Genomic DNA, 6,271 nt, shown 5'->3' on the forward strand with positions numbered 1-6,271 from the left:
GCAATAATATTTACACGGTATGACCACGGTTCGGTCGTTACGTATACCGTGTACGCAGGCCATGAATATACTTTTTATATTCATTCAGAGAATGATAAGGCGATGATGTTAAGCGCCGATTGTTTGCCGGCAGGCGAAGGAACTTCGACAGGAAGCGGAGGTGTTATGTTACCAGGACAAGGTAAGTTTGGTGTTGTTATTAGTAAAATTCCCGTCATGCAGTCAGGGTTAAAGGTTATCTTCAATGAAAATCTCCCTGATTACGAACTCAGTTTTTGTCGTTCTCATGATGAGCTCACCCTTTTGCAACTGCGGCGGGCAGTGCTGGTCGTCGCGGATATCTCCGGCGAGATTGCGCATCCCCGTGCCGTCTGCGAGCGGTATTACTCTCTGATGACGCAGTATCGTGATATTCACTGGGTTTTTATGGTCAGTGACAGCCTCTATCCATTGGCCGTTGAGCTTTTAATTCGCCCTGAAAGTTCGCTGATCTCGGAGAGTGAGCCGGTTAACCGGTTGATTGAGGTGATTTGCGCCGGCAGTCGTGCCGCTGAGCAAATTAGCCGGACGTTGTTCACCGGAGACGAGGATAGCGATTTCGCAAGCTACCACTCTGCGGCGATGCTGACCCTTTCGGAACGCAAGGTTTTGCGTCTTCTGGCAAAGGGATGGGGAATCAATCAGATCGCTGCGCTGTTGAAAAAGAGCAATAAAACCATCAGTGCGCAGAAAAATAGCGCAATGCGACGCTTATCACTGCGAAGCAATGCTGAAATGTATGCCTGGATCAACAGCGTGCAGGGAATGCAAGAGCTGAATATCAATTCAGCTTACGGGGAGCAAATGGAATGGAAAAAAATAGCACAACCCACCATGTCGCCATCGTAGAGAAATGTGTGATGACGGAAATGGCCTGGCGCTATATCTTTAGTCGTGAAGATAATAGCCGATATCATATTCATCTGTTTAAAAATGTCAGTATGCTCAGGGCGGCGGAAACATCGTTTTCCTGGTCGGCCATTATCTTTTCTCTTTCGGGAAGCCGTTCTTCACGAGCTGAGAGTCTGCTTTTTGTTCATGAAATGGCGCGGTGTCGGCCGGAAGTCCAGGCAATTATTCTGGCTAATAATGAAAGTGAAATGCATCTGATCGGCCATCTTATGCCGGCTTGTCTGCATGGCATACTGAATAAATCCGCGCCGCGACGCGGGTTACAGGAGCGTTTGTTACAGTTGCTGGATAATCATCACCTCAGCGGCAGCGAACAATTTTGCGACAGAGAGGCGTGCAACGATCCGCTAAGTCCAACGGAGCACGCCATCCTTCGGTATATGTCGTGGGGATATTCGCTTTCTGATATTGCGATACAGCTGAACCGGAACATTAAAACTATCCGCGCGCATAAATTTAACGCCATGACCAAGCTCGGGGTTCGCTCAGACATCGGTTTATTAAACGCGGCGGATATCTTGCTGCATTTACCGATGAGCGGCGCGAACAACGCCGTTAAACAGGTGGCGTAACGCGGCTATAAACACACGTCTACCCATGTCGCATCGGTGAGCTGCGCCAATCGTTCTGGTTCAATACGAACGGCGCTGTGAATGGCTCCCGCTGCGGGTAGCACCTCCTGATAGTGCCTGAGCGAGACGTCGCAATAGACGGCCAGCGGATTTTCCAGACCAAAAGGGCACACGCCGCCTACCGGATGACCGGTCCAGGTCACCACCTCATCGCTGCTTAACATTCTGGCTTTCGCACCAAAGGTCTCTTTCAGCTTTTTGTTATCCAGCCGCGCATCGCCCCTGGCGACGATCAGAACAATCTTATCCTTGATCTTGAGCGACAGCGTTTTGGCGATTTGTCCAGGCTCAACGTTGTGTGCGGCAGCGGCGAGCGCGACGGTGGCGGTACTCTGGTTTAACTCAATAATTTCGATATCGGGGGCGTGTTCGGCAAAAAACTGCCGTACAGACTGCAGACTCATTGGATTCTCCTGATTTAAGCCTGGTTAAATCTGTCACAAGCCTGGCGGAGTGTAAATAACAGCGCGGACAATCCAGATTCTTTCTATTTTGTCGATCTCCTTCACATTCACCGTAACCGGTTACTGTAACCGGTTGCGGTTGTGCGCGTAGAGATGAATACTGGAACAGTCACTTCTCACTTTATTTATAACATAAGAGCCGTGTATGAATCGTTGCGTCATGAGCAGTATAGCCGGTAATCCATCAGCGGCCTGCTGCATCAAAAAGCGGTCATCGTAACGGCAGGGTAATCGTTGTTGGGCCAGTATCAATAGCCTGTCAGGAGGGCTACTATGTCTGCTAACCATGCTGCGTTTAATTTGATATTTCGCTTTGTAGAAAATTACATAAGCCCCATAGCAGGGCGGATCTCATCGCAGCGTCACGTCATGGCTATCCGTGACGGTTTTATCTCAGCGATGCCATTTATGATCGTCGGATCGTTCCTGCTGGTGTTTGCTTATCCACCTTTCTCACCGGATACCACCTGGGGTTTTGCCCGCGCCTGGCTGGATCTGGCAAAAGAGTTTGAGGGGCGTATTCTGACCCCCTTTGATATGACGATGGGGATCATGTCGATCTACATCTGCGCGGCGATCTCCTATAACCTCGGTAAGCACTACGAGAAATCCAATCAGCTCGATCCCTTTATGTGCGCAATGCTGTCGATCATGGCCTTTTTGCTGATTGCCGCGCCGAAGACCAATGGCACGCTGCCGGTGGATAGCCTCGGGGGGACCGGGATCTTTACCGCGATTCTGGTGGCGATCTATTGCGTGGAAATGATGCGTTTTTTGAAAGCGCACAACATTGGGATCCGCTTGCCGGACCAGGTTCCGCCGATGATCAAAAACTCCTTTGATCTGTTGATCCCAGTGCTGGTGGTCGTGCTGACGCTGTATCCGCTGAGTCTGTTTATCCAGCACCATTTTGACATGCTGATCCCGCAGGCCATTATGGCCATCTTCAAACCGCTCGTTTCGGCAGCCGACTCTCTGCCGGCAATTCTGCTGGCGGTGCTTATTGGCCACCTGTTGTGGTTCGCCGGGATCCACGGTGCCGCGATTGTGTCCGGGATGCTGCAGATGTTCTGGCTGACCAACCTCGGTATGAACCAGCAGGCGCTGGCCCAGGGGGCGCCTCTGCCGCATATCTTCATGGAGGCGTTCTGGACATTCTTCATAGTGGTTGGTGGTTCCGGGGCGACCATGGGGCTGGTGTTCTGTTATCTGCGTAGCCGCTCAGCGCATTTGCGCTCCATTGGCCGTCTGAGCGTGGTGCCAAGCCTGTTTAACATTAACGAGCCGGTTATCTTTGGGACGCCTATCGTCATGAATCCGGTGTTCTTTATTCCGTTCCTGCTGGCGCCAATGGTGAACGCGGTGCTGGCCTGGGCAGCAATGAAGCTGGATCTGATTGGCCGCGTTATCTCGGTGGTACCGTGGACGGCGCCAGCACCGATTGGCGGCGCCTGGGCGCTGGGCTGGGATTTTCGGGCGGCGGTTCTGGTGATCGTTCTGGCCTGCGTGTCGGCGATTATCTACTTCCCGTTCTTTAAGGTGTATGAGAAACAGCTGCTTGCTCAGGAAGCGGAAGAGGCCGAGCGAGCGGAGCAGGAGAGTCAACAGACCGCATAAATAGCAACGGGCGGCAAGGGCCGCCCGTTAATTTTGAGGTAGGGGGCGTTATTTCAGCGTGCAGTCGCCGCACTGTTGGACATCCGGCAGGCGATAGCGCTGGCAGCAGGTGCGTCGGACTAACAGCCCTTCACGCAGCACCACCGTTCGCCACAGCGGGTTATCCTGACCATCGGCGAGCTGTTTTTCAAAGAAGCAGTGCTGACGCAGAGCGGCGACCTGCTCATCGCCCAGCAGCGTGCGCATTTCACCTAAATACCAGTTGATCAGATAGCCGGTATTACTCCAGATAAGTTTGCCATTGATCTCGCCCGTCGCTTCCAGCGCCTCAACAACCGGCTGCAGGGTACGAATCACCAGGGCATCTATCCGCGCCTGCGGTGAAAGCGCTGCTATCCTGGCATCGTTATGCACATCAATCCAGAAGCAGGCAGCCCGACCGCTCTCGTGAAATTCGACATGGAAATGTTCTGGCGCCAGGCTGAGTCCCTGCGGTTCATTAAGCAGCGCCAGCATCAGCGGCGGCACCAGCAGGCCGATATACCACTGGGCCCAGAGCGAGAGCAGGGGCTTCTGTTCACGCGGCTGCGTGGGCTGATGACGATAGATATGATCGGACCAGGTGGCCAGCAGGGAGCGTAACGCGATGGGTTGCGACCACTCGGCGAGCGTTAACGCATGCGGCGGGGCAGGCTCATCCAGACGCAGGAAATCCAGCAGATGAGGGCGCAGGGCAGTGATTTTTGCCCGAAGACTCTCCGCCAGCGCGCGTTCAGCCGTCGGGAAGGGAGCCCGCCAGATGAGTTCGTCGCTAAGAGAAAGGGAGCGCCAGGCCATTTGATTTCCAGATACAAATCTAAATGATAATGATTCCTGATATTAGTTGTTTGCAGGCGGCATGGCAAGGAGTTTGTCGGCGCCGCGATACCGCGGCGCGCGAAGGAAAAGCTAACTGGCAAGAATAATATTGCGTCCTTTATTTTTGGCCTCATACAGTGCGCCATCGGCTCGTGCCAGCGCTTGCTCAATGTTGTCATCAATGAGCGGCGTCAGGCCAATGCTGATGGTCACGTTGGTGGCGACACTTTCATTAAACATATGCGGGATCTTCAGATCATAGACCCGCTGGCGAATGCGTTCGGCAGCCTGCCAGGCGGTTTCCTCGCTGCTGTTGGTCAGCAGGACCATAAACTCTTCCCCACCAAAACGAGCGACAATATCGCGTGAGCGCACGGCGTTGCGGATCGCGGCAGAGACGCGAATCAGCGCCTGGTCGCCCATCATATGACCATAGTGGTCGTTATAGGCTTTAAAGTGATCGATATCGAGGAGCAGCACAAAGTGGTTGTCTCCGTCCAGCGCCAGCAAGGTGTCGAGGCGGTTCTGTAGCCCGCGGCGATTATACAAACCGGTCAGGGGATCCAGCATACTGAGATCGTTGAGCGTGTTGCGTTCCTGCATCAGTTTATCCATTAATCCTTGCGTGAAGGCATCGTTGCGCTTCTGGATAATATTTTGCAGGGTAATACCGGCAATAGGCAGCACAAAACAGTAGGTCATGCGCAACCATTGTTCCCCCTCTGACATTATCAGGCAGATAAGGAAAGTCGGTAAAGAGTGAAGGGTAAAGGCAGTGATATTATTGGAAAAAGCGATGGTGCCGATAAACAGAATGCTTAATAGGGCGATTACCAGATAGTTAAAATGCGGCGGTGTCAATAGCATCGCTTTTGCCACCACGTGCCATGCCCAGAGCATGCCAAATAACAACGAGATAGCCGGAATATTTATTTTCGCTTGCGGCCATTTCCAGTGCCAGAGCAGCAACAGCCCGCTGCAGGCCACGATCAGGGCGCAGGGCAGCGTAAAACGAACTACCGTAAATAGTGGGCTGACCAGCGACAGAGAGGAGGAAATGAAATTAAGCAGTAAAAAAAGCCGTAAGGAATATTGATATTTTTGTGCGTAGTGTGCTCGCCAGGTTTGTGCGGTCATATCGGAAGAATCATTATTAGTCGTTAAATTTCAAAATGATGAAAGCCAAAAATGAAGAGTCTGATAACAATGTGCAAAAAAAGGTTATTTGCAAAATAAGCAAAATATTTAATATATATCGATAATCCGCTTAATTTATCACCTTCATGAATGTATGTCATTACCGCGAACGTAAAGAAAAAGACGCAAAGCACATCGCAAATGACAAATGATAAATGTTATCATATGATATTGGTTATCATTATCGTTTTAAGAGGTGAAACCATGTTGCAGCGGGCATTAGGGAGTGGTTGGGGTGTGGTGGTTCCCGGCGTGCTGATTGCCGCTCTCGGGTATGCCGGAGTCTCGGCCGATGTGTGGCGGACGCTGGTCACGGTGGGCATGCTGATGTCCGCAGCGATGATATGGCATCGTCAACTGCGCCATTTTATCCTGCTGCCATCTTGCGTTGCATTGATTGGTGGAATAATGCTGATGATTCTGGATTTTAAACTGGGGGGATAATGCCGGAAGAGAAAAGAATATTGGTGCGAGGGGGGGGACTTGAACCCCCACGTCCGTAAGGACACTAACACCTGAAGCTAGCGCGTCTACCAATTCCGCCACCTTCGC

At 52.0% G+C, this 6,271-nt stretch carries 8 protein-coding genes and 1 tRNA gene; 4 read left to right on the forward strand and 5 right to left on the reverse strand.

Annotation, left to right across the window (positions count from 1 at the left end):
• Positions 1–165: 165 nt before the first annotated feature.
• Both N438_RS16340 and bglJ read left to right on the forward strand, forming a co-directional pair.
• Positions 166–888 carry a response regulator transcription factor gene (locus N438_RS16340; protein ID WP_012542932.1) on the forward strand — a complete coding sequence of 241 codons (723 nt, stop codon included), beginning with the start codon at positions 166–168 and terminating at the stop codon, positions 886–888.
• Positions 849–1,523, forward strand: coding sequence for a DNA-binding transcriptional activator BglJ (gene bglJ / locus N438_RS16345; protein ID WP_023339553.1), 675 nt, complete (start codon positions 849–851; stop codon positions 1,521–1,523). The genes N438_RS16340 and bglJ overlap by 40 nt, the downstream gene beginning before the upstream one ends.
• Before the next feature lie 5 nt (positions 1,524–1,528).
• Here bglJ and N438_RS16350 read toward each other — a convergent pair whose 3' ends face one another.
• A complete protein-coding gene (locus tag N438_RS16350; protein WP_008807537.1) occupies positions 1,529–1,987 on the reverse strand; it encodes a YbaK/EbsC family protein in 459 nt (152 codons plus the stop codon).
• Positions 1,988–2,320: 333 nt separating this feature from the next.
• Between N438_RS16350 and N438_RS16355 the strand changes: the two genes are divergently transcribed.
• Positions 2,321–3,664 carry a PTS cellobiose transporter subunit IIC gene (locus tag N438_RS16355; RefSeq protein ID WP_008807536.1) on the forward strand — a complete coding sequence of 448 codons (1,344 nt, stop codon included), beginning with the start codon at positions 2,321–2,323 and terminating at the stop codon, positions 3,662–3,664.
• 48 nt (positions 3,665–3,712) lie between these two features.
• On the opposite strand, the gene fhuF is transcribed toward N438_RS16355, so the two are convergent.
• The 3 genes from fhuF to N438_RS28230 all read right to left on the reverse strand — a co-directional run bounded on the left by fhuF (position 3,713) and on the right by N438_RS28230 (position 5,853).
• The gene (fhuF, locus tag N438_RS16360; RefSeq protein ID WP_016160257.1) at positions 3,713–4,501 is read right to left on the reverse strand and encodes a siderophore-iron reductase FhuF; all 789 of its coding nucleotides are present in this window, start codon (positions 4,499–4,501) and stop codon (positions 3,713–3,715) included.
• Between the two features lie 111 nt (positions 4,502–4,612).
• Positions 4,613–5,659 carry a GGDEF domain-containing protein gene (locus tag N438_RS16365; RefSeq protein ID WP_008807534.1) on the reverse strand — a complete coding sequence of 349 codons (1,047 nt, stop codon included), beginning with the start codon at positions 5,657–5,659 and terminating at the stop codon, positions 4,613–4,615.
• Between the two features lie 23 nt (positions 5,660–5,682).
• Positions 5,683–5,853, reverse strand: coding sequence for a hypothetical protein (locus N438_RS28230; RefSeq protein ID WP_012542929.1), 171 nt, complete (start codon positions 5,851–5,853; stop codon positions 5,683–5,685).
• Between the two features lie 70 nt (positions 5,854–5,923).
• Here N438_RS28230 and N438_RS16370 point away from each other — a divergent pair, with 70 nt between their 5' ends.
• Positions 5,924–6,163 (forward strand): DUF1435 domain-containing protein, encoded by a 240-nt coding sequence (locus N438_RS16370; RefSeq protein ID WP_023297035.1) that lies wholly within the window; start codon positions 5,924–5,926, stop codon positions 6,161–6,163.
• Positions 6,164–6,184: 21 nt separating this feature from the next.
• Here N438_RS16370 and N438_RS16375 read toward each other — a convergent pair.
• Positions 6,185–6,271: transfer RNA gene (locus N438_RS16375), tRNA-Leu, on the reverse strand.

Source organism: Klebsiella sp. GL120222-02 (assembly GCF_003097195.1).
GTDB lineage: Bacteria > Pseudomonadota > Gammaproteobacteria > Enterobacterales > Enterobacteriaceae > Klebsiella > Klebsiella variicola.

Excerpts from the sequence above, each read along its gene's own strand:
- N438_RS16350 (WP_008807537.1), bottom strand. The coding sequence starts at position 1,987 with ATGAGTCTGCAGTCTGTACGGCAGTTTTTTGCCGAACACGCCCCCGAT.
- bglJ (WP_023339553.1), top strand. The coding sequence starts at position 849 with ATGGAAAAAAATAGCACAACCCACCATGTCGCCATCGTAGAGAAATGT.
- N438_RS16365 (WP_008807534.1), bottom strand. The coding sequence starts at position 5,659 with ATGACCGCACAAACCTGGCGAGCACACTACGCACAAAAATATCAATAT.
- N438_RS16370 (WP_023297035.1), top strand. The coding sequence starts at position 5,924 with ATGTTGCAGCGGGCATTAGGGAGTGGTTGGGGTGTGGTGGTTCCCGGC.
- N438_RS16355 (WP_008807536.1), top strand. The coding sequence starts at position 2,321 with ATGTCTGCTAACCATGCTGCGTTTAATTTGATATTTCGCTTTGTAGAA.
- fhuF (WP_016160257.1), bottom strand. The coding sequence starts at position 4,501 with ATGGCCTGGCGCTCCCTTTCTCTTAGCGACGAACTCATCTGGCGGGCT.
- N438_RS16340 (WP_012542932.1), top strand. The coding sequence starts at position 166 with ATGTTACCAGGACAAGGTAAGTTTGGTGTTGTTATTAGTAAAATTCCC.